Annotated in this window: 23 protein-coding genes; 3 read left to right on the plus strand and 20 right to left on the minus strand. The window is 65.3% G+C overall.

Going from position 1 to position 24622, the window contains the following annotated elements:
- Positions 1-401: 401 nt before the first annotated feature.
- Positions 402-1328: a DUF2156 domain-containing protein gene (locus tag K9U15_RS06735; protein ID WP_123674705.1), complete on the minus strand. Its 927-nt coding sequence runs from the start codon at positions 1326-1328 to the stop codon at positions 402-404.
- A gap of 176 nt (positions 1329-1504) precedes the next feature.
- On the opposite strand from K9U15_RS06735, the gene K9U15_RS06740 reads away from it, so the two are divergent.
- Positions 1505-3142 (plus strand): diguanylate cyclase, encoded by a 1638-nt coding sequence (locus K9U15_RS06740; RefSeq protein WP_096227927.1) that lies wholly within the window; start codon positions 1505-1507, stop codon positions 3140-3142.
- A gap of 74 nt (positions 3143-3216) precedes the next feature.
- Here K9U15_RS06740 and K9U15_RS06745 read toward each other — a convergent pair whose 3' ends face one another.
- The 6 genes from K9U15_RS06745 to K9U15_RS06770 form a co-directional block, all read right to left on the minus strand.
- Complete coding sequence (locus K9U15_RS06745) at positions 3217-4068, minus strand: DUF4097 family beta strand repeat-containing protein (protein ID WP_301155829.1); 852 nt, start codon at positions 4066-4068, stop codon at positions 3217-3219.
- Positions 4069-4083: 15 nt separating this feature from the next.
- Entirely contained in the window at positions 4084-4950 is an 867-nt protein-coding gene (locus K9U15_RS06750; RefSeq protein WP_227115153.1) for a helix-turn-helix transcriptional regulator, read from the minus strand.
- A gap of 207 nt (positions 4951-5157) precedes the next feature.
- A complete protein-coding gene (locus K9U15_RS06755; RefSeq protein WP_087191066.1) occupies positions 5158-5697 on the minus strand; it encodes an NYN domain-containing protein in 540 nt (179 codons plus the stop codon).
- Positions 5698-5974: 277 nt separating this feature from the next.
- Entirely contained in the window at positions 5975-6721 is a 747-nt protein-coding gene (gene rlmB / locus K9U15_RS06760; RefSeq protein ID WP_096227925.1) for a 23S rRNA (guanosine(2251)-2'-O)-methyltransferase RlmB, read from the minus strand.
- Between the two features lie 115 nt (positions 6722-6836).
- Positions 6837-8339, minus strand: a complete 1503-nt coding sequence (locus tag K9U15_RS06765; RefSeq protein WP_301155798.1) for a diguanylate cyclase — start codon at positions 8337-8339, stop codon at positions 6837-6839.
- Positions 8340-8584: 245 nt separating this feature from the next.
- Entirely contained in the window at positions 8585-9472 is an 888-nt protein-coding gene (locus K9U15_RS06770) for a trimeric intracellular cation channel family protein (protein ID WP_096227923.1), read from the minus strand.
- Positions 9473-10283: 811 nt separating this feature from the next.
- On the opposite strand from K9U15_RS06770, the gene K9U15_RS06775 reads away from it, so the two are divergent.
- The gene (locus tag K9U15_RS06775; RefSeq protein WP_096227922.1) at positions 10284-11132 is read left to right on the plus strand and encodes a hypothetical protein; all 849 of its coding nucleotides are present in this window, start codon (positions 10284-10286) and stop codon (positions 11130-11132) included.
- Positions 11133-11276: 144 nt separating this feature from the next.
- On the opposite strand, the gene K9U15_RS06780 is transcribed toward K9U15_RS06775, so the two are convergent.
- The 8 genes from K9U15_RS06780 to nrfD (K9U15_RS06815) form a co-directional block, all read right to left on the minus strand.
- Positions 11277-11912 carry a molecular chaperone gene (locus K9U15_RS06780; RefSeq protein ID WP_301155799.1) on the minus strand — a complete coding sequence of 212 codons (636 nt, stop codon included), beginning with the start codon at positions 11910-11912 and terminating at the stop codon, positions 11277-11279.
- A gap of 27 nt (positions 11913-11939) precedes the next feature.
- Positions 11940-13148: an NrfD/PsrC family molybdoenzyme membrane anchor subunit gene (gene nrfD / locus K9U15_RS06785; RefSeq protein WP_123673958.1), complete on the minus strand. Its 1209-nt coding sequence runs from the start codon at positions 13146-13148 to the stop codon at positions 11940-11942.
- A gap of 16 nt (positions 13149-13164) precedes the next feature.
- Positions 13165-13782 (minus strand): 4Fe-4S dicluster domain-containing protein, encoded by a 618-nt coding sequence (locus K9U15_RS06790; protein ID WP_096228662.1) that lies wholly within the window; start codon positions 13780-13782, stop codon positions 13165-13167.
- Positions 13783-13791: 9 nt separating this feature from the next.
- Positions 13792-16206 (minus strand): molybdopterin-dependent oxidoreductase, encoded by a 2415-nt coding sequence (locus tag K9U15_RS06795; RefSeq protein ID WP_096227919.1) that lies wholly within the window; start codon positions 16204-16206, stop codon positions 13792-13794.
- A gap of 303 nt (positions 16207-16509) precedes the next feature.
- Positions 16510-17610 carry an AAA family ATPase gene (locus tag K9U15_RS06800; RefSeq protein ID WP_227115151.1) on the minus strand — a complete coding sequence of 367 codons (1101 nt, stop codon included), beginning with the start codon at positions 17608-17610 and terminating at the stop codon, positions 16510-16512.
- A gap of 136 nt (positions 17611-17746) precedes the next feature.
- On the minus strand, positions 17747-18772 hold the full coding sequence (locus K9U15_RS06805) for a slipin family protein (RefSeq protein WP_096227917.1): 1026 nt from the start codon (positions 18770-18772) through the stop codon (positions 17747-17749).
- On the minus strand, positions 18772-19245 hold the full coding sequence (locus K9U15_RS06810) for a GntR family transcriptional regulator (protein ID WP_096227916.1): 474 nt from the start codon (positions 19243-19245) through the stop codon (positions 18772-18774). Before K9U15_RS06810 ends, K9U15_RS06805 begins: the two co-directional genes overlap by 1 nt.
- A gap of 21 nt (positions 19246-19266) precedes the next feature.
- The gene (nrfD, locus tag K9U15_RS06815; RefSeq protein WP_096227915.1) at positions 19267-20250 is read right to left on the minus strand and encodes an NrfD/PsrC family molybdoenzyme membrane anchor subunit; all 984 of its coding nucleotides are present in this window, start codon (positions 20248-20250) and stop codon (positions 19267-19269) included.
- Between the two features lie 328 nt (positions 20251-20578).
- On the opposite strand from nrfD (K9U15_RS06815), the gene K9U15_RS06820 reads away from it, so the two are divergent.
- A complete protein-coding gene (locus K9U15_RS06820; protein WP_123673953.1) occupies positions 20579-20962 on the plus strand; it encodes a hypothetical protein in 384 nt (127 codons plus the stop codon).
- 261 nt (positions 20963-21223) lie between these two features.
- Here K9U15_RS06820 and K9U15_RS06825 read toward each other — a convergent pair whose 3' ends face one another.
- The 5 genes from K9U15_RS06825 to K9U15_RS06845 form a co-directional block, all read right to left on the minus strand.
- A complete protein-coding gene (locus K9U15_RS06825; protein WP_301155800.1) occupies positions 21224-21868 on the minus strand; it encodes a molecular chaperone in 645 nt (214 codons plus the stop codon).
- Complete coding sequence (locus K9U15_RS06830) at positions 21861-22301, minus strand: DUF4405 domain-containing protein (RefSeq protein WP_123674683.1); 441 nt, start codon at positions 22299-22301, stop codon at positions 21861-21863. The genes K9U15_RS06825 and K9U15_RS06830 overlap by 8 nt, the downstream gene beginning before the upstream one ends.
- A gap of 1 nt (position 22302) precedes the next feature.
- Positions 22303-22659 (minus strand): hypothetical protein, encoded by a 357-nt coding sequence (locus tag K9U15_RS06835; protein WP_087191273.1) that lies wholly within the window; start codon positions 22657-22659, stop codon positions 22303-22305.
- A gap of 61 nt (positions 22660-22720) precedes the next feature.
- Positions 22721-23947 carry an NrfD/PsrC family molybdoenzyme membrane anchor subunit gene (nrfD, locus tag K9U15_RS06840; RefSeq protein ID WP_123674684.1) on the minus strand — a complete coding sequence of 409 codons (1227 nt, stop codon included), beginning with the start codon at positions 23945-23947 and terminating at the stop codon, positions 22721-22723.
- A gap of 18 nt (positions 23948-23965) precedes the next feature.
- Complete coding sequence (locus K9U15_RS06845) at positions 23966-24622, minus strand: 4Fe-4S dicluster domain-containing protein (protein ID WP_087191271.1); 657 nt, start codon at positions 24620-24622, stop codon at positions 23966-23968.

The following is a 24622-nucleotide window of genomic DNA, read 5'->3' on the forward strand; positions in this document are numbered from 1 at the left end:
GGCGTTTCCGCTCGCATGCAGCCGGCCGGCGGGGGTGTCTCCGCGCTGTGCGGGAGCTTCTGCACGAGGTGTCCTCTTTTTCGGCGGGTTCTGTCAAAATATGGACGGTTTGGCAATCTCGACCCTGTCATTTCGCTTGCAAGCCGCAGACGTTTTTCAAACCTTTTGCAGTTTCACCAGTTCAGGTAGCAGACGCGCGCTGCAAGCCAGAGGAGCACGCTGCGGTCGATTGCCAAACCGGTCCGTTTTTGACGCTTGACGGCCTCTGGGCCGACATGCGCTCGCGACTGCACGTTCCGCCTTTTCCGATGGGCGCCCCGTGCGATGGCGAGATCAAGCAGGATGCGGCTTGAAGCGGAATACGACCCGCGCGGCGCACCGCGAAATCGGCAGGACGCAGCCTACCCGGAGCACTGCGCCGCCTCGCCCGCCAGAGTTGCCTGGTAGCGCTCCAGCAATTCGCAGGGCTGGTAGCTCAGCTTGTTCTCGCGCAGGCCGGGAAGGCCCAGGTCCTCCTCAAGGTTGAGGTACTCGGCGCGGGGGGCCACGGTGCGGGCCAGTTCGCGCAGGAGGGCGCGCCAGATATAGCGGAAGTCCAGGTTGCCCTTGAGCACCATGACGTCGAAGGCGCCGCCAGGCAGGAGGGACCCGTAGGCGTAGCCCTGCACGTCGCCGGCGATGCGCAGCAGGATGCCCTCCAGGCCCAAGGCCTCGAAATGGTCCAGGTCGAGCGCGATCTTGCGGTGTTCCAACTCCAGGGGGTGCTCCTCGGTGCCGCGGCGGCGGCTCCCGTCGTGCCAGGCCTGCTGGAACGCGCGCAGCTCATCGAGGCAGGCGGGGACAATGGGCTCGAAGGACACCTCATCGCCGTAGAGCTGGAAGAACTTGTTCGTCTCGCGGCGCTTCTTCGCGAGCGCCGGACCCGCGTAGGCGGCGATGTCCCGAGTGCGGTAGAGGTAGTCGGCGAAGGCGCGGTCGGTGGAAAATGCGAACATGCCGGGCAGAGCCTTTTCGAGGCGCTGGCGCTGCGAGGGGGTCACGCCCACGAGCACGGGCCGCTCCCCCGTCCGGGCCGCCTCCTCCAGCAGGCGGCCGGCATCGGCGACGACGTCCTTCCCGCCGAGCGGCGGGTAGTATGCCACGGCCCCCGGAAGCCGGCGGGTCTGGCGCACGTGCAGCGCGCGCCCCTCGAGGCGAACCTCCGTGCCGTACTTCTCCGTAAGCGAGTACAGGTTGGCGAACCCGAGCGCGGAGTCGTTGCGCCCGAGCGGGGCAAGCACCTGATCGACGGCGTCTTTGTCGGCAAGCTGCAGCGTTCTGTATTCCATGGATCACTTTCCTCGGGGTTTCTCCTCAACGGTGCCGGCGGGCACCGGCACCCTAGTGTAGACGAATGCACCCCGGGGGAACAGCCTCAAGTTCGCAACGGCCACCGGCACCCTTCCCGCCCCCACGAGGCGGCGAAAGGGGGTACACTGTCAACCAACCGTAGAAAGGTCCTGCCATGTACCGCAAGACGCTGCGCATCAACCTGTTCGGCATCGAGCCGCCCGTGGAGGAGGCCCTGCGCCGCGCGGCGCCCCTCGATCGGTTCGAGCATGCAGTCGAGGCCTTCCCCACTGTGGACGGCGAGGCATTCTGCAGCTGCGACATCGCGGTCGTCGACCTGCGGCTCTTCGCCGGCTCGCCGGGCGGGGCCCGGCCGTCGCGCTGCCTTGCGGACCTCGCGGCGAGACGGCGCGAGCGGCTCGACACGTTCTACAGCGCCGTGGCGGTCGTAGCCGACGCCGCCGAGGCGGCGCGCTGGACGCCGGAGGACTACCGGGTGATCGACGCGCTGTGGACGGGCCCGCTCGACGGGACGCGGGCCGCATTCGAGCTCGCCCGGCTGCAACGGTCGGCGAAGCGCGACGCCGACCTGGCCCTCGCGCAGCAGTACCTCGACACCGCCATCGACTCCATCCCCGAGCTCGTGTGGTTCAAGGACGCGCACGGCGCCCACCTCAAGGTGAACGACGCGTTCTGCGAGACGGTGGGCAAGACGAAGGACCAGGTGGAAGGCCGAGGACACTACTATATATGGGACATCACGCCCGACGAGTACGCGCAGGGCGAGTTCGTGTGCCTGGAATCCGAGGAGGAGACCATGCGCTCGAACACGACGCTCCTGTTCGACGAGCAGGTGAAGACGAGAGGCGGCATGCGCCAGTTCAAGACGTACAAGACGCCGCTCATAGACTACGACGGCTCCGTCATGGGCACCGTCGGCGTGGCCCACGATGTGACGGACCTGGGAAACATCAGGACCGAGCTGGAGATATTCATCGACTCGATGCCCTACGCCGTCGTGGTGCTCGACAACGAGGGCGCCATCGTCAACATCAACGAGCGCGCCGAGGACTATTTCGACGTAAGACGCGAGCGCGTGGTAGGCGGCAACTTCGACCGCTGGCGGCGCATCGTGCTGGGCGATGCCGTGGTGGACGCGAACGATTTCGAGGATTCGTCCTTCTTCACGGCATCCATCCGCGGGGAGTCGAAGACGTTCGAGGTCAACGAGCGCGCCATCCTCGACGTGTTCGGCAACGCGACAGGGGTGCTGCGCATCTACCGCGACGTGACGAACGAGCGGAAACTCGAGCAGCGCGTGATAGCCGCCGCACGCACCGACTACCTGACCGGGCTGTACAACCGGCGCTACTTCTACGAGCACGTGGAGGAGCATCGCGGCAACCAGCCGGTCACGCTCATCACGTTCGACCTGGACGATTTCAAGAACATCAACGACCGCTACGGCCATGCGGCCGGCGACGCGGCACTCGGCATGACGGCGAAGATGCTGCGGGAGGCGTTTCCCGACGGGTTCGTGGTGCGCTGGGGCGGCGACGAGTTCGTGGTAGCGCTCATGGGAGAGCGGTCGACCGAGCGGACGGAGGCGACCGTGCGCGCGCTGCTCGCGGAGCTCGCGCACGAGTCCGCGGCAGACGGGAACGCCTGGGCGGTCACGGCGAGCGCCGGCATAGCCGCCACCGACGACCCAGCGCTGCCCATCGACGCCCTCATCAGGAAGAGCGACGAGGCGCTCTACCGCGCCAAGCGCGAGGGCGCCTCGCCGTGCGTGGCCGGCCCAGACCCGGCCTGAGGGACGGGCTGGTGGGATGCCAGCCGCAGCGCAAGGCCCCGGAGGGCCAGGCGATGCGTCCGGCACCCGCCTTGCTATGCCTTCTCCACCTTGAAGTCGCCGCTGGCCAGATGCACCTTTATGGCGGTGGAGCCGTCGCCGTGCACGTACGAGCCGCCTTGCTGCATGGTCTCGAAGGCGCTGGAGAAGCTGCCCGACGCCTTGCTGACCTTGGCCGTGAAGCCCGTGTCGGCAGGCAGGGCCACGCTCACCTGACCGCTGGCCAGATCCGAGTCCACCTGCCTCGGGGCCACGCCCTGGCAGACGACGTCCAGCTGGCCCGACGCCGTCTTCGTGCTCACGCGTTCGGAGAACGAGCCCTCGGCGCGCACCTGGCCGCTGGCCACGTCCACGTCGAGCGAGGCGGCGGCGAGGCCGTCTGCGTCGATCTCGCCCGACGCCAGCTTGAACCGGAGCGTGTCGCAGCCGATGCCGGCCACTCGGTAGTAGCCCGACGCGCCGTCGACGGTCACGGTGCCGAGGCTTTTCGCGTAACGCTCGGGGATGCGCACCTCGAGGCGCTTCTGCCCCAGCGCGAAACACGACCACCAGCTGCCGTAATCCACCTTGAGCGTGCCGCCGGACACGCTCCAGCGCATCTGCTGCGCCTTCGTAAGACCGGTGGGGGCCGTTTCCACGAGCTCGATAACGTCGCCTGCCCCGTCGTCGACCACCGAGATGTCCACCGAGCCGGCCGCCCAGCTGACGGACAGGTTCTTCACGCCGTTCGCGTCCACGCTTGCATTGCCCATTTCCGTACCCCCTCCGAAGTAGATTCCCTGCGAGCATCCGCGCATCGCCCCCACGCCCGCCACGGCAAACAGCAGCAGGGCCAACAAGACGATGAGCGCTATCTTGACATACGACGACCGGGTGAGCCTTGTCATGTTCACCACCCGCCCTTACCGGCGCCCGGCCCGATAGTTCGGGTCGTTCTCGATGATGCGGGCTATCCAGTAGTACAGAGGGATGGTGAGGAAGATCACCCAGGCAGGATGCCAGGCCCCGAAGAGGAACCCGACGAGCAGGAACAGGATGACGCACAGCACGGGATAAGGGAACGTCATCCACGGGCTGTGGCGACGGCGTCCGTCCGGCGCGTCGTAGGAGCCCGCCGGCTGCTGCGGCGGGACGGAGGCGCCGTAGCCGGGTTGCTGCACCGGCGCGTAGCCGTGCGGCGGAGGCGGCACGGGCGCGCCGGTGCAGGGATGCGGGGCGGGGCCGGTCGACCCCGCTGCCGCCGACGCGGCGTCCGGCTGGGATGGGGCTGCCGGGCGGGCACCCGCCTCGTGGAAGGGAGAGCCGGGCTGGCAGGCCGCCGTCGATGCCGCCGACTGCCGCGGAGCAGATGCAGGAGCCGGCTGCTGGGCCGGCGCGGACGCCGTTTGCGACGTGGCCGGTTGCGTCGATTGCCGGGTTTCCGGACGGGCTGCCGCCTGGGCCGCAGCAGCCGCGGCGGCGGCAGTCGCGGCGGCTGCTGCGGCAGCCGTGGCAGCCTCGCGCGCCTCGACCTCGGCGGAGGCGGCACGGTCGGACGACTCGAACGTCACGTCGTCGGCGATGTCCGCCTCCACGCGCACGAGCTCGTCGAGCGTGACGCCGTACAGGTCGGCGAGCGCGATGAGGTTGCCCGTGTCGGGCGACGACTCGGCGCGCTCCCACTTCGACACGGCCTGGCGCGACAACCCCAGCCGCGCAGCCAGCTCTTCCTGGCTGAAGCCCTTCTCGCGCCTCATCTCGGCTAGGCGTTGGGCGATTTCGACGTTCATGAACGATCCCTTTCTCGGCGTTGGCGTCATGCGAACCTCTTTCTCGCCCTCCAGTGTGCGGTAGCGTGGCTGGTTGCACCAGCATCTCTGGTAACCATTTTACGCAACCGCCGGTTGCCTCCCTGTGTGAAAGGGGATTTTGTGACAAAGCGCGCCGAAACCCATGACATTTGTCATGGGGCGCTCATGCGGGAGAGGCAGGACGCCTCAGCGGGTGCTGTCGCGCAGGGCCTTGAGCTTCGCCAGGGTGGACGGGTCGATGCGGGAGGCCACGGTGTTCTTCTCGGCCACCTTCGGGGTCTCGTCGAGGCGGGCGTCGTCGTAGTAGCGGTCGACCTCCAGGCTGAAGCCGTTCGCGCTCATGCGGTCCACGCCGAAGCCGAACACGGTGTCCTGGATGGTGGCGTCGCTCGTGACCACGAGCGTCTCCACCTGGCGCTCGCGCGCGTCGTGCGCGAGCTTCTCGATGACCTTGTCGGCCGACTGGCCGGACGGGCTGAACATGATGCGCACGCCGCCCACGCTCTCGGCCTCGCCCGTGGAGAACTCGTTGCGGCCGCCGTCGAACACGATGATGGCGCGCCAGTCGCGGCCGGCGTAGTTCACCACGTCGTTGATGAGGCGCTCGCGCGCCGTGTTGAACGCGTCATCGGTGTAGTCGGGCCCCGTGATCTCGCGGTAGCGGCTCCCCGACCGCAGCACGTTGTATCCGTCCACGATCAGCAGTTTTTTGCGTTGCTTGGGCAATGCTCTCGACTCCCGTTAGCTTCCATCCGATTCGCGCGGAGCGCGAACTTTACCGCGCTGGTCCTGTTGCCGAACCGCCCAGGTTGGCGCAGTAAGTCAGCGAGGGCGGCCGTGGTGCCCGGAATTCGCGGGATCGCGGGGGCGAAGCGTACTTCGGTACGCGAGCCCCCCGGGATCGTGCGAAGGCCGGGTGCCACGGCCGGCCGCCCCCTTCGGGGACTTGCTTCGCGGCGCAGCATGTCGGCTGCGTTCCGGCGGCCGGCAGGCCGCCGGAACTCTAGTAGTTCTGCCTGAGCCACTCGTACATGCAGGCGGTGGAGGCCTGCGCCACGTTCAGGGAGGCCACCTCGCCCATCTGGGGCAGCTTCACCAGGAAGTCGCAGCTCTCCTTCACCACGCGGGACAGGCCCTCGGATTCGTTCCCCATGACGAGGGCGATCTTGCCTTTCAGGTTCGAGCACCAGATCACGTCGTCTGCCTGCTCGCTGGCTCCCGCCACCCAGAAGCCGCGCTCTTTGAGGCGCGCCATGACCTGCACGAGGTTCGGCACCTGTGCCACGGGCATGTGCGCGATGGCGCCCGCCGAGCTCTTGTAGGTGGAGGCATCCACCTTCGCGCTGCGCTTGTTGGGAATGACCAGGCCGCACGCGCCCACGGCCTCGGCGCTGCGGGCGATGGCGCCCAGGTTGCCGGCGTCGGTGAGGTGGTCGAGGATGACCACGAGCGCGCGGCCCCCGTTCTCCTCGGCATAAACCTCGGCAGCCCGCTCGATCTCGGTGATGTCCACGTAGGCGTGCGGCTTGGTCTCCGCCATGACGCCCTGGTGGCTGCCGCGCTCGGACTTGTCGTCCAGCGTCTTACGCGGCACCGTGGTCACGGTCACGTCGAAATGCTTCGCCTTGCGCAGGATGTCCTCCACCAGGCCGTCGCGCTTCGCATTGTCGGCCAGCAGGATGCGCTTGATGGGCACCTGCGTGCGCAGCGCCTCGATGATGGGGCGTTTGCCCTCGATGTAATCTGCCATGGGAATCGCTTTCCGCAGGCGGCACGGGGCCGGCGCTGCGCGTTTCGGGTTCGATGTCAAGCGGAAAGTGTACCACGCGGCACGCAGCACGCGCGGGGCTTCGATAAAAACTGCGTCAATCGCCCGGCGAGGGCATCGGGGGGTTCGGAGGCACCGGCTTCGCCAAGGTCCCGCCCTCCGGATACGCCATGCCCTCCAGGTAGGAAACGGTGCGGTTCTTCCCCTCGGCCTTCGCCCGGTAGAGCGCGATGTCGGCCCGGCGGTACAGCTCGGAGAACGGATGCGGATCCCGCTCCACCACCACGCCCACGCTGAGGCTGACGTCATGCGGGAAACCGCGGTCGGCCGCCATGGCGCGGAACGCGCCGATGAGGGCCTCCGAGCGCTCCATGGCAACGCGCGGGTCGTACACGTCGCGCATGAGCACCATGAACTCGTCGCCCCCCAGGCGCGCCACGATGTCGCTCGATCGGAAAAGCGTGCGGGCGGTGTCGACGAACGCCGTGAGCAGGTTGTCGCCCACCAGGTGGCCGAACTGGTCGTTGACCGACTTGAAGTAGTCCACGTCGGCCAGAAGGCACGCGTAGGACACGTCGGGCTGCTTGGAGGAGCAGTACTCGCGCAGACGGCCCTGCAGGTAAGAACGGTTGTATGCCTTGGTAAGCGCGTCGATTGAGGATTGCTCCAGCAGCTCGTACTCCTCGGACACGTCCACGATCTTGCCCACGTACCTCACGAGCCGCCCCTCGGCGTCGTAGATGCGGCGGCCCATAACGCGCTGGTGCACGTACCCCTCCCGCTCGCCCTTGTAGCCGCCGAAGAAGAACACGGGGCGAAGGCGGTACACGTAGGCGTAGGCGTCGTGCTCCGTGCCGGGCTCGGGCTGGGCCTGCGACAGCATATGCGCGTCGGCGGCATAGCGCTCCCGGTCGTCGGGATGCACGAAGCCCTCGGGGTTGAGCGTGTCCAGGCAGTGCTCCACCACGATCTTGTTGCGCCTGATGTCCGGGGTCGCCCCGAAGCGGGTCGAGAACAGGTACAGCGTGTCGAGCGCCACATCGTATTCGTAGATGACGTCGTCCGACAGCTCGGAGACGATCTCGTAGCGCTCCCGCTCGACCTTGGCCTGCGACAGCACGGCATCGAGGTCGAGCGCGCCCACGTCGCGCGCGGTCATCCTGCGCGAAGCAAGCGGGTTGTGCGGTGCATCGGGAGCCGAGCTGTGCATGTGGACGATGCGCCAGTCGTCACCGTCGGGGGCATACACGAACGTCAGGCGGCGCACATACTCGTCGCGGGAAGGCCCGTCGCCCGCGTCGCCCTTCGTCGCCCGCGTACGCAGGTTCGACAGCACGATGGCGCATGACTCGTTGCGATAGGAGAGGTGGCATTCATGGGATACGATGCGCGACCCGATACGGCGCGCGAACGCGCAAGAGGCATCAAGGAGCCGAGCGACGGCATCGGTGTCGAAGGCATGGAGCTCGCTGGCGTAACCGTAGCAGGTCGTACGGACAGGGTCGAGGCAAGCCAGCGCCGCGTCGAGGTCTCCTCGCTCGTAGCAGGCCTCCACGAACTCTCGAGTCTTGTCAACTAGCAAGAACGCCAGGTTCCCCATATCGCCAGCTTTCGCCTCCATCGCAACCTGCGGCGTACCGCCGCCTTAATTGAGAGCACCATACTAGCATAGTGTCAAGGCAAAAAATGCCCCCCCCCCCCGAATTTTTCATCAGTAACCCATAGGGTGATGTTTTCGACATCGTTTCTGCACATTCAGCGCGACGCGGAACCGCCTAACGCTTCGCGACAGCCTGCTTGGCCGCACCTCTCGCCCTCACGTCCACCTTCCCGGCGTCCGGCACATCAGCTCGCGCCGTCTCCCCCATCCGCATCCTTGCGCGCGCCGCTGCGGCGATCCGCATCCTCGGGACCTTCGTCCTCGCAAGTCGCCTCCCTAGCCGCGCCCTGGCCATCCCCCTTCCGCACGCGCGAGCGCCTGCGCTGCCGCCGCACCGAGATGCGGTCGCCGCCCTGCAGGAACACGCCCGACACCACGCGCTTCGCCTTGCCCACGCCGCGCGCCACATGCGGGGTGAGGTCGGCCTCGTTGCGGGTCTTCCAGTCGAAGTACACGCTCCAATAGCGCAGGAAGCCCACCGTGAACACGCAGGCGATGCCGGCCACCACGAGCGGCACGCCCGCATAGGCCAGCACGGTGAACAGCAGCGCGCCTCCCAGGCCCGCCACCGCATAGAAGTTCGACTGCTGGAAGATGCCGGGCGTCTCGCCCACGCAGATGTCGCGCACAGCGCCGCCGCCCACGGCCGTGATGGCGCCCAGGATGACGGTGAGCACGAAGCCCTCGCCACAGGCGTAGGCCTTCGACGCGCCCGCGAGCGCGAACAGGCCCACCGACAGCGCGTCGGCGAAGAACACCATGGCGTCGAGGTGCTTGAACAGCCCGCGGAAGTAGAACACGAACACGCACAGCACGATGCACAGCAGGATAAGGTCGGGGTGCGACGTGAAGTACACGCCCTTGTCCTGCAGCAGCACATCGCGGATAATGCCGCCGCCGTAGCCCGTGACCAGGCCCAGCACCACCGTGCCGATGATATCCAGCTTGCGGTCGCACGCGAACAGCGCGCCGGTGAGCACGCCCACCACCACGGAGAAGTAGTCGATGCCCCACGGCACCGTGAGCACCTGCCCGTCCGCGAACGCCGAGCCTATGAGTTCCGCAATGTCCATGCGCGCCTTCCCGTGGAGTCCTTCCTGCGCTGCACAGTCTCGCCATTTTGCCGTCGGAGGTCAAGCGGGAGGAAGGCGCGCCCATGCGGGGCCGGGAATCGGGAGGCCGGGGACCGGGCAGGGTGCGCACAGGGCGCGGCCCCGCAGCCGCCGGAGCCGAACGCCCGAGCGGAATGCAGGAAAGGCGGGGCGGAGCGGAAGAACGGCGCGCTTGCGGATCACCGGACCTCAAGACGCACGGGCGCGATGCTCTTGCGGCCGCTGGAAGCCGAAAGGCCATGCAGAGGGCATGGGGGCGCTTGCATCGGCCGGGCAGGACGCTCGGGCGGGTCCCTTGCCAGCTTCTCTGCCGTTCGGCTATACCATGACCAATTGGCACAGGGACGAGATCGCAGCCCATAGCTTGTTTTCAGCGCCCGCGCGCGAGCTGTTTCGGAGAAGCGCCTGTTCACGAGACCCCGACTGCTTGATTCCGCGCGAAAACCATGCCATGGGCTCCGATCTCGCCCACGAGAACCCGCCGAAGCAGCCGCTTCGTCCCTTCGAGCCGGTTTCATGCATGCGAGGCCGTTCATCCGGGTTGCTATACCGGCACCTTGCAAGCCCGCAGCCCAAAACGCCCCGTGAGCCTGCCAAGACGTCTTCGAAGACGGGCTCCATGCACTTTCGATGAGAGGCGCACGAAACTTTTACGAACTGGTATGATACGGCTCAACCGAAAACGGCTGGCACGACGCCCCGCAAACGCATGCGTCGGCCTACAGGGCGTCCGCGTCCGCCCGCCTGCTCGCTCTTGACGAAGGGGTACGTTGTGAACAAAAAGATGGCTCTCGCTACCGCGGCCTGCGTCGTAGCCGCAACGCTCATGCTGTCGGGATGCAACTCGGAAGTCGAGGAGCCCAATGTGCCGGCAGACGGCAGCTCCGCAGCCGCCTCCAGCAGCTACAGCTACACGCTCACCGATGCCGAGAAGCTGAAGGCCCTGGCCATAGGCGAGACGGCCGTCTGGCGCGACTACGAGGTAACGGTGGCGTCCGTCGAGCGCGCCGACGGCAAGCTCACCGCACATGTGACCGTGAGGAGCCACACGCTGCCGCAGACGCTCAGGGCCGACTGCCTGCTGTCGTTCGGCATGCCGCCGGTGGACTCGTCGTTCGAAGACGGCATCATCGCCGTGCCGGCTGGCGAGGAGGCGTCGGGCACGCTCACGTTCGACGACCGGTACGGCTCCGAGCGCCTGTTCTGGAACGACGGCGCCACCGAGGGCACGTGGGACCTCACGCTGCCCGCCGTGCAGCCCGACCAGGAGGGAGGGAACGAAGGCACCCAGCCAGCCGAGACGGACGAGCCGAAGGCCGACGAGCCGAAGAAGCAGGAGCCGAAGAATGACGCGGCCGCCGAGGCGCAGAAGCAGGCCGTGGCCGCCCTCGAGGCCGAGATGCCCTCGCTGTTCACCAACAACACGTTCTACACGTTCCAAAGCGTCGACACCTCCACCGCCACCGTGACGCCCCAGGAAGGCGGCGGCTACGAGTATGTGAACGACGTGTCCATCCTGGGGGCCGACGGCGTCACGCCGACCACTGCGAACGTGCGCCTGATATGCGAGCCCAACGGCAACTGCATCTCCATGACCGTGGACGGGGCGTTCCTGTTCTAAGCGGCCCGCAACCCACAAGAATGCAGAGAAGCCCGGCAGGCATTGCCCGCCGGGCTTCTCTGCGTTTAGCGCGCGAAAACCAAGCGACGCGCATGATGTAAAACGGCAGCTTCAAAGGTTGAGTCGGCTACACCAGTCCGAGCGCTAGCGCGCGAGAAGCCTCGCATGGTGCTCGAGAACCCGTTGCGCCACCAGGAGCAAGCCCGCGAAGTAGCCGTTGGGAGCCGCTTCGGACACGCGATCGAGGAACGGCTCGATCCACGCCAGCGGATGCTGCTCGATGAATGCGGCGATGTCCGCCGACTCGGTAGCGCCCTCCCCCGTGGCCTCGCGACGGCATAGCTCCGAAAGGTACAGAAGCTCGATGCCCATGTGATCCTCGTACTGGTTGTTAGCGTTCCTCACCTCAAGGCCGGCCTCGCGCAGCAACTCGCGCATCTCGAACGTGGCCTGACCGAACCCCACCGTGACATCCTTGCCGCGGTACATCGTCTCCCACGGCGCCGCCGCGGGCGAGGGCGGGCCGACGAACAGCCGCGTGTATTCCACCGATGCGCGCTGCGGCCCGTCCTCGCCTCCCTCGGCGCGACGCCCGGCCTCTTCGGCATAGCATGCGCAAACTTCCACGGCCTGGGCCACGGCGCCGTCGAACGCGGGAAACGCCTCCCAGAATGCCGGATCCAAACCTAGCGTCAACGTCATCGTCATAGGCTTCAACAGCGAGTTCCCCACAAACGCATAGGCCTCGGACAGGGTTTTCCAGGGAATGTCCTTGCACATGCTAAAACTCCTTTCAGCACGAGGCGCCTACGCGGCCTCTCCCGCTGCAACGTTGACGGCTTCGCACGCCTCCGCGCGCCCGGGCAGCAGCTTCTGCGCCAGCACGACGAACGCGAGGACGCCGAGGGACACCACGCCGATGGCGACGACGATCTCCACCCAGGTGGGGGTATACGAGCCGGCAAGGGCCCACATGCCGGTGCCGCCCTGCTGCGCCGCCGTCGTGCCGAGCGACACACCGGGGGCGCCCATCACATTGAACTCGACGAACGAGGTGAGCAGCAGCCACACGCGCTTGAAGAACACGCCCGCCACCACGCACGCGCTGGCGGCAGCCACCAGCCCCATGCGCGCGCGGTTCTTCACAAACACGAGGATGCAGAACGGGATGAGAATGCCCACGACGATCTCGAACCAGAAGAACGGGGCGGTGGCGCCCGTCGCCATGACGGCGAGCGTCTCGGCGCCGGCGGCGCCCGGATAGGCCATGGTCAGGACCTCGCAGCCCACGAGAAAGCCATCGACGGCGATGCAGACCGCCAAGAGCCCGGCGAGGTTCGACAGCAGCTTCTTGTCGGTTTTGAAGCGGCCGGACTTGTTGAGCCCCATGAGCGACAGTATGAGCAGCGCCAGGCCGGAGTCCATAGCCGACACCACGAACAAGGGCGCCATGATGGCCGAGTACCAGCCCTCGCGCGCCATCTCGAGGCCGAAGATCCACGCCGTCACGGAGTGCACGAGGATAGCGACGGGAAGCGCGAAGCGCGACACGATGGCCACCTTGTCCTGCGCGCCCGGCTTCTTCGACGTCATGAAGCGCAGATACACGATGTTGATGACGAGGTACAGCGTGATGACGCAGATGTCCCAGAACAGCGGCGACGTCGGATTCGGCCCCGTGACGATGCGCCACACGCGCTGGATGCCGCCGAGGTCGATGAGCACGAACATGCCGGCGCAGCAGATGCACACCGTGGACAGGATGACGGCGGGAAGCGCCACCTTCTTGTAGTCTGCCACGTGGAACACGCTGGCGGACGATGCCACGATCAGGCCGCCGGCGGAGAGGCCCACGAAGAACATGAACATGGTGATGTAGAGGCCCCACGACGTGCCGTTGTTCATGCCGGTCACGCCGAGGCCGCCCATGAGCTGGTAGATCCAGGCGGCGACTCCCACCGCCGTCAGCGCGCCGAGCACGCCGATTGCGGCTTTGGTTTTCGTAGAGGTTTGCATGGTTCGCACCTCCTCCTTAGTTGAAGTAACGGACTTGCGGGCGGGTTCCCTGCTCGGGAAGCAGGACGGTCGCATTGCGCTCGCGAATGACACGCGAGATCTCGCTCTCGGGATCGTCGAGGTCGCCGAAGACGCGCGCTTTGGCAAGGCAGCATTTCACGCACATGGGCTCGTCGCCGCGGTCGGTGCGCTCCTTGCAGAGCGTGCACTTCTCCACAACACCCTTTCCCCGCACCGGCACATCCCTGTCACCGTAGTTGAAGTCGGGGTCGCGCACCGGCTCGCTCCAGTTGAAGACACGCGCGTTGTACGGGCATGCCGCCATGCACATGCGGCAGCCGATGCACTTGTCGTAGTCGATCTCCACGCGGCCCTTGTCGTCCTTGTACGTGGCACCCGTGGGACACACGCGCAGGCATGCCGGGTTCTCGCAATGCTGGCAGGCAACGGGCAGATGCGCGCGCGAGACATGGGGATACGTACCCTGCACGCCCACCTCGAACTCACATTCTTCGTTGAGCACGCGGTTCCAAGCCATGCCCATGGGAACGTTGTTCTGCATCTTGCACGCCATGGCGCAGGTGTTGCACCCCGTGCAACGATCCAGGTTGATGGCAATAGCCAATCGCGTCATGAGGATCACCTATGCTTTCTTCACTTCGATAAGCGTGTCGTTGAAGGGAGTAACCCTCCCCTTGGCGAGCGCTTTTCCACGGGGGTTCGCAGCGTCGTTGGTAACGTTCTGCAAATCGCCGGCAGTCATATACTTGCTCCAAATGCCCTCGACGATGACCGTCGTCCCCGGACGCACCGCCTCGGTGGCAACACACGCGCATTGGAACGACCCACGATCGTTGAACGCCTCGATCACGTCACCGGACTCCAGGCCGCGCGCCTCCATGTCGACGGGGTTCATCTCGAGCGTCGGCTCGTAATGCTGGCGCAGCCACGAGGCGTCCATGAGGTTCTGGTGGATGAAGTATTTGGAGCGACGCTGCGTCATGACAAGCGGATATGTGTCCCGCAGGGGGTTGCCCTCGAACGCTTCATGAGGCGCTTCGTATTGGGGAAGAGCTTGGCCGTATTCCACCAGGTTCTCGTAGTACAGGTCGATCTTGCCCGATGTCGTCTTGTAGGTCTGGTTGCCGTAGCTGCGCGCGATATCCGGTTGGTTCTTCAGCGCGACCACGCCGTTGTGCGATACGACCTCGTCGAGGGTGATGCCGGCGAGCGCCTTGTCGGTCGCCTTTTCCAACTGGAAGCGCGTCAGCTCCTCCTGGCTCTTGGGAAGCGCATCCCCGTATCCCAGACGCTTGGCCATCTCGCGATCGATCCAGAAATCCGTCTTGCTCTCGAACAGGGGGTCGAGTACCTTCTGCTGCAGAAGGACATGGCCGCGCAGGGCGCGCACGAAGCCGATCTCCTCGTCCACTTCGAAGTGGGAGCACACCGGCAAAACGATATCGGCCCAATCCACCGAAGGCGTATGCCAGATGTCCTGCACGACAACGAAATCGAGGGTCTTCGCCCACTCGTTCGTGCGATTCTGGTTGCCGGCGATCTGTTGGAACGCGCCGTTCTGCACCCACATGAAGCGGATGCCGCTTTTCTCGTCGCGGTAGTCGACGCTCGCCTTCGGTGCCGAGGCGGTCTTGCACTCCGTCGGCAACGGCCACGAGGCCAGCTTGCCCGTACCAAATATCTTCTGGTACGCGTTCACGTACGCGCCCGCTCCCCATCCGGGAATGCCGGTTCCGAACGAGCCGACGAGCGTAGCCAGCAGCACTGCCGCATGACCTGCGACGTCAGCATTGTAGAACTTCTCCCCACCGCCGAAGCCAAAGGAGAGGATCGAAGGGCCATGGTTCGCATACTTATCGGTGATCTCAACGAGCACGTCTTCGCCTATGCCCGTCGTTTCGGCAGCCCAAGAGGATGTGTACTGCTTTTGGCCCTCTTTCAGCAGCTTGAAAACCGTGGCATACGCCTCTCCGTCGACAGTCGCCTCATATTCAAGCGCAGGGTTCACGCCTTCGGTATTATAGGCGGCCAAGGATCCTGCAGCCTCATCCCACACCATGAAAGGATTGTCGGAGCCGGGCTGCTTGATATCGCCGGCAGGGTTTTTACGCAGCAGCGACCCATCGGAACGCTTCACGAGGAACGGCATGCTCGTGTTGGCTTTCAGGTACGGGGCGTTGTACCACTCGTTGTCCAAGATGATCGAGATCATGCCCAAGTAGAGTGCCGGATCGGTTCCGGCGACCATGGGAATCCATCGCGTGCTCTTCTCGGCAGTCGTGCAGAAGTTGGGATCGAGCGTAATGATCTCGGCTCCCGCCTCCTTTGCCTCGAAGAAGTAGCGCGCGGTTACCATGCATGTCTCCAGCATGTTGCATCCCACGTTCAGGATGGTCTTGGCGTTCTTCCAATCGGTCACCTCGTTCGACGAGGCCCCCTGCTGACCTGATTCGGCAAGCGCCGGGGAGAAGCCATTGCCCAGCCCGATATCGATCCCGCGGTGGGGTTTCTCCTGGCCCTTGAGCAGTTTAGGAAGGAACGTGGTGAGCGAGTCAACGGCCGTTTGGATGGCAATGGCCTCCGGCCCATATTTCTCCTGGGTCTCCTTCACCTTTTCGGCAATGGTGTCGAGCGCCTCATCCCAGGTAATCTCGACAAACTCGCCCGCACCACGCTCGCCCACGCGCTTGAGCGGAACCTGCAGGCGCTCTTTGCTGTACGTATGCTGAATCTCGGAAATGCCCTTCAGGCAGATGGTTTCGTTGCGCTTGTCGGGCCATTCGTTCGGCTCGACCAAAACCATGCGTCCGTCGCGAACCGTGCACTTCAAATGGCAGTTGCATTGGCAGTGGCGATAGTGGAACGTATACCCCACCCGCTCCTCGGGTTCGGCATGCGCCTGCGCCGGTGCGAGCCAGCTGTCGGCCGTGGTCATGCCGGCGGCGCCTGCAAGGCCCAACGCGCCTGCCGCAGCACCCGTCGCCTTGAGAAAACCCCTTCTCGTGAGCCCGCTTCGCGGGCTTCTGGTTCCTGACATGGATCCTCCTCGAAGATGTCGTCAAGATATCCCCGCTTTGCCTGCCAAGCGAGCTTAGCGCCCCAGCCGACAAGCCCCATGCGAGAATATCCCCCTGCTTCTCGTGAGAATTGGCCAAATTCCCTCGGCTTCACTATACGAAATTATCCTATGACAATCAATGATTGTCATAGGATAATTTGTCATATGATTATTCTATTTTTAACATAGTTTTTCCTGATTGCGCAGGTCATTGAATTGTCAGGCTGCTACCTCCGCAGCGTAGCACATCATCCTCGACGCGCAACTGGGGCATCTAGGATGCTATCCCTCCAACTGCGTTTGCAGGTACTCCCTGAACGACGGCATGTCGAAGCGCACGTATCCTTTTTGATACTCGCCGATCACGCCCTGCTCCAACAAACGCCGTTTGTACTGGGAGGCGTAATTGCTCTTCACACCCATACGCTCGGCTATGTCGGCAAGGGAGCTGTCCTTGGCATCGGGAAGCATGGCGGCCAAAAAGCGCTTGTCCCCCTTCGACAGCTCGCGATAGGTGTATTCGAGAATCCCCTCCATCATCTCGCGACGGGCAAGCTCCACACCTCGGGCGACATCGTCTGGCGATATCTCCTTGGATGCAGGCCTCTCCGCCCAAATACGATAGCCAACAAGCTGCATCATATAGGGAAACCCATCGACAGCGCGTACGGCGGTATCGAGCGCCGTTGGCGATATGGCCCTACCGCCCTGCACGATGGTGATGCTCATGGCATCACGCACGTCGTTATCGGGAATACGGCCAAGAGCATGCTTGCGCGCCCTGCGAAGAAACGACACGCTTTCGTCGCCTAAAAGAGCTGACACTGCATGGGGAAGCCCCGCCATCAGAAGGGCGACTTTGCGGCCTTCGCGCACGAAATGCTGGTACACTCGGGCAAGTTGCCGCATTTCCTCGAGATCGACCCGTACTTCGTCGACCGTGATGAGCAGGCCCACCTCGTGCTCCGCAAGTTGATCGAGAAGCGCGTTCATCTGCGTGCGCCAATTGCCCGAACGCGGGGTCTCGTTATCCCACTCGAATCCGACAAACTGGCCGATGGTTATACCTTTGAGCTTCTTACCGTCCAACGAGTCAAGGAAATCACGCGCCGCAACGGTCGCCTGGTCGAGAACGTCCTCGAGCATTCCTGTCGCCGCAGTGGTGTTGGCGGATATCCATCCTTGCGATGCCGCCTCCTCGGCCACAAAAGAAAGGAGGGCGGTCTTGCCCGAACCGCGCGGGCCCGACACGATGGTCGAAAGATTGGGATCCCCGAGGCCGTTGGAAAAGGCGTTCGAAAGCTCCTCGATAAGATCCTCCCTTCCTGCCATGTAGGGCGGGATGATGCCGAACGAGGGTGTGAAAGGGTTGTGCAATACCATGGCTATACCTTTCCAGAAGGGCCTTGCGAGCATCATTTTTGCAAACTTTTTCGTTTTTTGCAAACTTTTGCAACTTTTGCATGAGCTGTCTACCTGGATCAATGTAAAAAGCGGAAATCCTTTGCGCAGGGTTCTCTCATGCTTTCCCGCTGCCCGCCTTTCCGCCTAGCGCATCCTTCGCCGCGTCGCCCAGCACGTCGCCGAAGCCCTCGCTGAACGAGCTCGGCACCACGACGGTGCCGCCCGTCTCGCGCACGCTCTCGTACAGGAGGTGCATCGAGCGCAGGCGCAGGGCGGCGTCGTTCTTCGCGTAGGTGTCGCCCATGTCGTCCATCATCTCGCAGATGTCTTGTTCGGCCTCCATGAGAATGATCCGGGCCTTCTTGCGCTGCTCGGCCTGGGCCTCCAGGCTCATGACGTCTTGCAGCTCTTTCGGCAGCAGGATGTCGCGCACCTCCACGGACAGGATGGTCACGCCCCAGGCGGCCACCTTCTCCTCCAGCACGCGCTTGAGCTCGCGGTCGAGCTGCTCGCGGCGGATGGCCACCTCGGCGGCGCCCGCGCGGCCTATGGCGTCGCGCAGCGCGGTCTGGGCAGCCAGCTCCACGGCGCGCGTGAAGTCGCCCACCTCGGTGCAAGCGGCCTTCGCGTCCCAAACATGCCAGAACAAGACGGCGTTCACGTCGAGGGGCACCAGGTCGGCCGTGAGCGTTTCCTCGGCGCCGAACGTGGTCACGCGCACGCGGCCGTCCACGCGCATGGTGTTCTGCTCGATAACGGGCCAGGTCCAGAACAGGCCCGGGCCCGACACGCGGTTGAACTTGCCCAGGCGCAGCACCACGACCTTCTCCCACTGCTGCGCGATGTGCACCGACATGGTGGCGAGCACGGCCACCACCAAGGCGGCAACCACCGCGCCGAGGCCGATGCCGCCGGCGAGAACCCATGCTGCGCCCAGCACAGCGCAGAAGGACACGGCGAACACCACCGCCGAGAACAGCAGCACGCCGGCGTTGGAGGCGCGCTCGCCCACGACCTCGGTGCTCGCATCGGGCACCACCTGGAAAGACCGCCGATGGGCGGGCGGCGGTGCCCCCTTGCCGGCGAACGCCGCCGTATCGGGCGCGAAGCCCTGCGCACCGCTTCTCCTTGCCAATGCCATCACGCTCCCGTCTGCGACGCGCGGCCAACGCAGCCCACGTCGATCTCCACGATACGGCCGCCTCCGGCCTCGCCGGCCGGCTCCTCCCCGGCTGCGCGCTTCATCTGCTTGATCTTGCGCGCCATGCACTTCTGCACGTCGTCGAGCGTCAGCCCCAGATCGCGGCACGACGCCACGCAATCGCCCAGGATGGCGTCGATCTCCTGGGCGTGCTCGTCGCCCACATCGGCATCGAGGCCCCGCACGAACACGCCGCGCCCGCGCGTGGACTCCAGGTACCCGTCGGAGACCAGGCTCAGGTACGCCTTGTTCACGGTGTTGTAGTTGATGGATATCTCGGACGCCAGACCGCGCACCGTGGGCAGCTGGTCGCCCGGCTTGAAGTAGCCGGTGTTGATAAGATGGATCAGCCGTTGCCGCAGCTGCACCCACAGGGGCACGTCGGTCGTGGTATCAACTTCGAACGGGAACATGTTCCTCCAGCCTTCTCTTCGTCAAGACGCCATCGCAAGCAGCGGATGCATGCCCGCCTCCACCACGCAGTACCGCATGATGAGCCCGCCAGCCAGCACACACGCCGCCGTCACGAGGGCGATCACCGGGCGCGGGCGCCGCAGCCGGGCCAAGGCCACGTCGAGCGCGAACGGCACGGCAAGCCCCGCCAGCACGAACCCGCCCCAGAACAGCCAGGCCGCCTCGCCCGCCACCAGGGCCTCGGCCGATGCCGCCAGGGCCTCGGCCGTGCGGTCGACCAGGAAGTCGCCGCCGATGCCCGCGAGCGCCGTGCCCGCGAACGCGGCCAGCACCACCGCCTCCAGCATGATGACGACGGCATCGACGGCAGCCAGCCGGCCGAGTACCGTGGCGAACGCAGACGCCGCGCCGGTGAGTTGGGCCGCGGCCAGCACGAGCGCCATGCCGCACGACAGCGACGACAGCACGAACAGCGCCGGCAGCCACGGTGTGGCCCACAGCGGCACCGCGTTCAGGCTCTGCAGCAGCAGCCCCGTGTACAGCATGACTGCGAGCGCCGCCAACGCCAGCGCCGCCTGCAGCACCCGCACCGCCGCGAAGCGCCAGCGCCGCGCCAGGCCAGCCCAAGCAAGCCCCGCCAGCACGGCCAGCGCCGCGCAAACCACCAGCGACCAGGCGCCCACCGCCACATGCGAGAGCGCAGGGCTGGTGAGCAGCAGAAGCAGGCGGTCGGCACGGCCCACGTCGGCCAGCAGGCACACCATGCCCAGCGCGAGCGCCACGAGCGCCGCCGCATAGCCGGGAGCCAGCAACCTGCGGTAGGGCGCCGGGGGCCGCAGCACCGCGTGCGCGCCCGCCGGGCCGCGGCCGACGCCGCGCCCGCCGACACCCTGCACCGCAACGAGCTCGCGCGGCGCCAGCATCCCCAGCACGGCGAGCACGAGGCACGCGCCCGCGCCCGTCCCGCCCAGGAACAGGTAGCACACGATCAGCGGACCGAGCATCGAGCCACCCCTTCCCTTTTCGGCCGTTGGGCACGCGCGTCAGACGCGCCGCGCAGCGAGCGCATGGCCCGCCGCCCAGGCATCCGACCGCGTACCGTGCACGCCGATGCGACGTGCGTCGAGCCCGTTCGTCGACGCTGCGCGATGCAAATTATCCTAAGACAATCATGGGGCTATTGTAGGGCATTTTGAGCGACCGTGCCATGTGCGCATCGTGCGAAGGCCGGGCGACGCACGCGTTGCAGAACGGCAGCGATGGTCGCGGCGGGGTGACGCTCGCGTTAGACTGGCCGGGAAAACTGTCAAGCTCGTGAGGGAAGGAGGACGTATGGAGTCCACCGTGTTCAAGAAAATGCATCTGGAAGAGGGCGCGAAAGGGGTCGCGCTGTACGCCCCGCCCGAGTTCCACGCCATGGCGGCCGGCCAGGAGCTGGTCGCCTTCCCCTCCAGAGGGCCGTACGACTTCGCGGTGCTGTTCGCCACGAACCTGGACGAGTACCGCGCGCGCATAGCCGAGGCACGCGAAGCGCTTTCCCGCCGCGGCGAGCTGTGGGTGGCCTTCCCGAAGCCGCGCGGACGGCAGGGGCGCACATTCGGGTGGCACGCGCTCTGGCTGACCGCCCGCCGCGAGGGATTGGAGGAGCGGATCGGCCTTGCGCTCGACGACGCCTGGGCGCTCGCTTGCTTCCGGCCCGCGAAGGAGAAAAGGTAGCAGAAGTTTCAGGCGAAAAGAGGGCGCGGACTTCGCGGGGTTCAGTTGCGGCGACCGCGGAGCAGCTGCGATGACCACGGGGCGAGAGGCCTCGCCAAATCCCCCCAAGAGCGCCCCCACCCGTCGCCGAGCAGCCCCGCCGCTGCCACAGCCTCGATTTTCGTCCACACTTATGACCAGGAGAAACATGTTGTTATACCTGGTAAGAAGCTTGCGACCATGTGGATGAGAATCGAGGCTATGGCGGACAATCGGCTTTCGCTACCCGACGACCGCCCCCAGCAACGCGGCGGCGGAGCGGTAGAAGGGAGTGCGCGTCTCCGCGGCGACGCGCTCGGCGAAGCGGGGCATCCAGGCGCGGGCGTGCCCCTCGAGGAAGGCCCCGTAGGCCGCCTCGGGCGAGCCGCCGGGGAGGTCGGCGCCGGCGGGCGCTCCCTCGGGCGGCTCCGCGCCGGCGGCGCGCAGGGTCAGGTGCTCCATGAGCTCGCATTCCGTCGCCACGTGGTCCAGCGGCTCGTTGGTGCCCTCGGGGCGCCCGAGGCCGCACGCGCGCATGAAGCGCTCCACCTCCATGGAGTGCGGGTTCACGAACAGGAGCGCCTGCACCCCGTCGTCGGCCGCGCGCCACACGCCCTCGTAGGGCGAGACCGCGGGCTCGGGCGCGCCCACGAACAGGCGCGTGGCCTCGGGGCGCAGGGCGTGTAGGAGATCCGAGCCGGAATACCCCGGCTGACCTCCCTCGAAGCCTCCCAACGCCTCGAGGCCGAGCGCCGCCGCCAGCTCCTCTGCAGCTTCGGCCCACTCGCCGGACGCCACCGCCCCGGCCAGCTCCGGGCCGGGATAGCGGAAGGATAGCGCCAACAACTCCCAGGTGGCAGCGCGGGCCTGCCAGTCTGCATTATTCACGATCGCCTCTTCTCCCCTTCTTGAACCAGACGGCAAACCACTTCCAGTGAACGACCATATGGACGAGCAGTAACGCAAGCAGCATTTTGGCACTCATCGCATGTAGCGGGTTCCAGAAGTAGTACCCCTTGGCGTGCAGCCCCAGCGTTGGCAGCACCGCACCCGAAATCAAAATACCCGACACCATGACCATCATAAAAACCAGCGCCATAAGCAGGTTGAACGCAAGACTCCCCGTACGATTCCATGAAGGACGCAGCCCTCGCAGAACCTCGATGATCCAATCCATATGCACCAGCACATGAACAAAGAACACGATGAAAACGCCCAGGCCTAACCACTCGTGAAAACCGATACCTGTGATCGCAGGGTTAGCAACGAGCAGGTAGACCGCCAGGGCGGCTAGGTCAACGACAAGGTTACGTTTGTCCATGTTACCCCGCCCTCCTAACAATCAGCACGAGAGCAACGACGAGCGCCACCGGCGCGAGCACCCACAGGTTCAAGCTTGCATCGGATGCTTGATGGTAACGCGTGGTCAGCGTGTCCCACGCGTGGCATTCCGCGCTTGAGCACGATGCCTCGGGGCAGCTCATCTCATGAACGCCATCGGGCGCGGGCACGTTGTCGAACCCGTGGCACTCGCCCGACGCGCACCCCGCTACCGGGCACGGAGACTCGGCCGCGATGGCATGCACCCCCGTTGACGGCTCCACCATGAACCCGGCCGCGAGCACCAAACCTCCGGCGAGCGCAAACACCGCAAGCGTTATCAGAAGCTTCCTTACCATGGCTCCCCTTCCGCAATTGCGAGGGGCGAGACCGACAGCGGATCCCGCCGGGAATCTGGAGCTAACGCGTTTCCCTATCCGACCTCAAGGGCAGATACTTCAATCCGACAAGGAGCATGAGTACGCCCAGGGCAACCACGCCCAGCACGATGCCGAATTCAAGCGGCGTCGGCCAGTACACCATGCCCTGGTAGGCACCGGCCAGACCGGATTCCCATCCCGTAACCGTATAGGGAGTTGCGGGCCCTGCATAGTCGAGATTCGGAATCTGGAAGCCGCCCACCAGCAGCTGCACGCGCTTGCAGAAGATACCGACTATGGCCAGCAGCGACGCGACCACGATGAGCGGGTTCGTGCGCAGCCTCGGCGCGAAACACACGGCCGCAGCCAGCGCGCAGCCAATGATCTCGACCCAGAAGAACGGCGCGAGCGGGCCGGACACCAGCATAGCTACGACTTCGGCGCCGGAGCCTCCAGGGAAGGCAGAGGTCAAGAGGTCGCAGCCGAAGAAGTACAGGTCAACAACCACGAACGCTCCCAGCATCTTGGTCATTTTCGTAATGTTTGACTGGTCGAGCTCAAGGTAGCCCACGCGGCGAAGCGCGATAACCACAGCAAGCACCAGCGCCGTTCCGCACACAAGCGCCGAGGACACGAACCACGGGGCCAGAAGCGCCGTGTGCCAAAACTCGCGCGCCTGCTGCAGCCCGAATATCCAAGCAGTTACCGAGTGCACGAGCACGGCGCACACCAGTGCGATTACGCTAACAATGCGCAGGGCAACCGCCGACACCTTACCCTCCTCGGCACGCAAGGTGGCCCAGAGGTAGACGATGGACAGGATAAGGTAGGCGCCCAGCACGATGATGTCCCACATGAGCGGCGAGCCCAGGTTCGAGTACGCGAACAGTTCCCACAGGCGCGCCGGGTGCCCCAGGTCCACCACCACGAAGGCGATGGCGAGCACCGTGCAGCAGATGGACGTCCACACGGCCACCTTGGAGATGCCGCCGAAGCCCTTCATGCCGAACGCGCGCGGCACCGACGAGATGATGAGGCCGCCAGCCGACAGGCCCACCAGGAACATGAACAGGGTGATGTAGAGCCCCCACGAGTCCAGGTTGCGCATGCCGGTCTGCACGAGGCCGCCGGAGAGCTGGAACCCCCACAATGCGAGCCCTGCCGCCGTTAGAACAGCCGCTGCCGCAATGCCAGCATTCAGGCCCTTACCCCCGAATCTGGCAGCAGGAGCCTTGACGGTCTTCGCCGTCAAATCGTTCTCAGACATGATAGTCTCCTTATTTCCCTAGACGAGGTAGTAGACAGACGGGTTGGTGCCGCGCTCGGGCAGCAGCTGCTCGTGCGGCCGCGACGCAAGGAGCTGCGACACCTCGGATTGGGGATCGTTTAGATCACCCCAATGGCGGGCGTATATCTTGCACGCATTGACGCAGGCGGGCTCCTCCCCACGTGCAAGGCGGTGATAGCACATGGTGCACTTCTCCACTACGTGCTTTTGATGCTCGGGAACGCCCTTCCCTCCGACCTTGTGGTCGATGGAGTACTTCGGCTCCTCCCAGTTAAACGAGCGTACGCCGTTATACGGACATGCGGACATGCACATACGGCACCCGATGCACTTATCGTAGTCTTGGCGCACGGCACCGGTCTCGGGATCCTTGAACGTGGCACCTACTGGACACACCTTCACGCAGGCGGGGTTCTCGCAGTGCTGACATGCAACAGGATAGTACAGCCGATGCAGCGTGTCGGGATAGGTGCCGCTCGGCGTGTTCGGACTGTCGCCACCGTCGGTAAGCAGGTTATTCCATCGAACATTGTCCGCAACGTTGTTCTCGATCTTGCATGCGAGAACGCATGCCTGGCAACCATAGCACGTCGTGGTATCGATGACGAACCCTAGGCGGCGTGCGACGCTCGCACCCTCGGTTTCGCTTCCCAT

This window comes from Gordonibacter sp. RACS_AR68, from assembly GCF_030418485.1.
In the GTDB taxonomy this organism is placed as follows: domain Bacteria; phylum Actinomycetota; class Coriobacteriia; order Coriobacteriales; family Eggerthellaceae; genus Gordonibacter; species Gordonibacter urolithinfaciens.